The organism is Haloarcula amylolytica JCM 13557, from assembly GCF_000336615.1.
In the GTDB taxonomy this organism is placed as follows: Archaea; Halobacteriota; Halobacteria; order Halobacteriales; family Haloarculaceae; genus Haloarcula; species Haloarcula amylolytica.
Map to the genome: position 1 here is coordinate 1 of NZ_AOLW01000030.1, position 1,826 is coordinate 1,826.

Genomic DNA, 1,826 nt, shown 5'->3' on the forward strand with positions numbered 1-1,826 from the left:
CGGGGGCGTGCGGATCGGGCGGCCCTCGAGCCGGGTACGCCGGCTCTCGGGCAAATCAAGATCGCCCGATCCTTGCGGTGGATCGGCGCTTAGTCGTCCAGACCGAGCGTTTCCGTGAACCGTCGAAACACTTACTGACTCGGCTGAGAGAGGACAGAGCGAGGACGAACCCTCCGGCCAAGAGGTTTCCACCGGGCGATTCTGCCACAAATCGCGTCCGGTGGAATCGTCCGTCGCCCGGGCCTTCTCCGGGCATTCACTCACGTTGCGTAGCTTTGACTGCGACGAGAACGACTAGCCCCTTAAAGAATACTGACCTTTCACCCCGGCAGAACATCTACCTATCCCGATACTACCAACACGCCCACATATTGTTATTAGCAGTTCTAACCATAGCCAGACAGAACCCGAAACCGCATGACAGCGCAGGGGTCGCCGATCGCCCCGGAGTATCACCCATCACAACTTACCGCCGTCTTGCGATTCTTCCCCCTGTCGAATCCCGGCCCTATCCGTACAATCGCAGGACGGCGTAAGGATACCCCTGTCTGAACCGCCACAACTTACCGCCGTCTTGCGATTCTCCCACCACAATCACTCGCCCCTCCGCTCCCTAATCGCAGGACGGCGCAAGGGTCGCCGAAAATCGAACCGACCCCACCACCCACCACAGGGACCTATAACGGTGTCTAGGGGGACCCCACCCGGCACCTCTCACCTCGCGGTGGGACCGACCGATCTAGTCTGGTGGCGGTCCTCTATCCTCGTCGCGCCGGAAGTCTCCCGACGCAGCCGACACCCAGTCCTCGACGATCGGATCCCACGCCATCAGTGACCAGTCCTCCTCGAGCGCACTGCCGTCACGATCGTCGCCGCCCGGATCGCGTGGATCGAGATCGACGTCGGCGCTAGATCCGTACCGCCGCGACCCCGACGGCAGGAACGACAGCGAGCCACGACCGAGGTACGCACTGATGTAGTGCGCCGCGTTCCGTGCGTCCACCCGCCGGATGTCCACCACCCGGCCGAGGCCGACGCGCTCGGCCAACTGCGACAGTTCCCGCTGCGGCAGGAACCGATCCACGAGCAGGTGCAGGTGCGGCCGGTCCCGCTCGTCTCCCTCGTGCCGCACCCACAGATACGACAGGTTTGGATAGCGGTCCCTCAGTTCCGTCCTCAGCGCGTTCCACCGATCGGTGATGTACTCGTGCTTCTCCTCCTTCGACGCGGGCGCTCTGCGGTCCACTGTGAGCGTCAGGAACCGACGCATCTCCGGGCGCTCCTCCGTGATCCGTTCTATCTCCTCGATCAGTCCCATCCTCAGCCGGTGGCCGCAACACTCGCAGTCCCACGAACCGCAACGGTACGACGCCTGTTCCCCCGATTCTGTCTGGTACTTCAGGTGCGCCAAGTCCTTCCGGCAGTCCGGCCGCTCCCGATCCGGCCCGCAATCCCAGTCCCGACCGAGCCGTGACTGCTCATCCAACTCGACCTCGCCGTCGACGGGATCCGCGCTCACTCCGACCACCCCGACCGACGCGATCGCGAGCTGCTCCACGAGTGGCCCGACAGCACGTCCGGCCCAGCTGGGGCGGCACTATCCGACGACCGCGACGAAGACGAGCCGGTGGCACCGCACCGCACCATAGCCACCGGCACGTCTTCTACCGCACCGCACGGTGGAACGCCTGAATTGGCGAAGCATAGCGGCTCTTGAGTTGTTCTAACTAGCGTCGAGTAAAGACCGCACCGCCGCCGCACCGCCACCGCACAAGATAGCCCCCTCCCGCCGGTCGGGGGCTGTCTCTTATACACATCTCTGAGCG

General features: G+C 64.1%; 1 protein-coding gene. It reads right to left on the reverse strand.

Translation table 11 applies throughout. The annotated features are described in order from the left end of the window. Nucleotides 1–739: 739 nt before the first annotated feature. Entirely contained in the window at nt 740–1,558 is an 819-nt protein-coding gene (locus C442_RS13885; protein ID WP_004045523.1) for a rolling circle replication-associated protein, read from the reverse strand. Between the last annotated feature and the right edge of the window lie 268 nt (nt 1,559–1,826).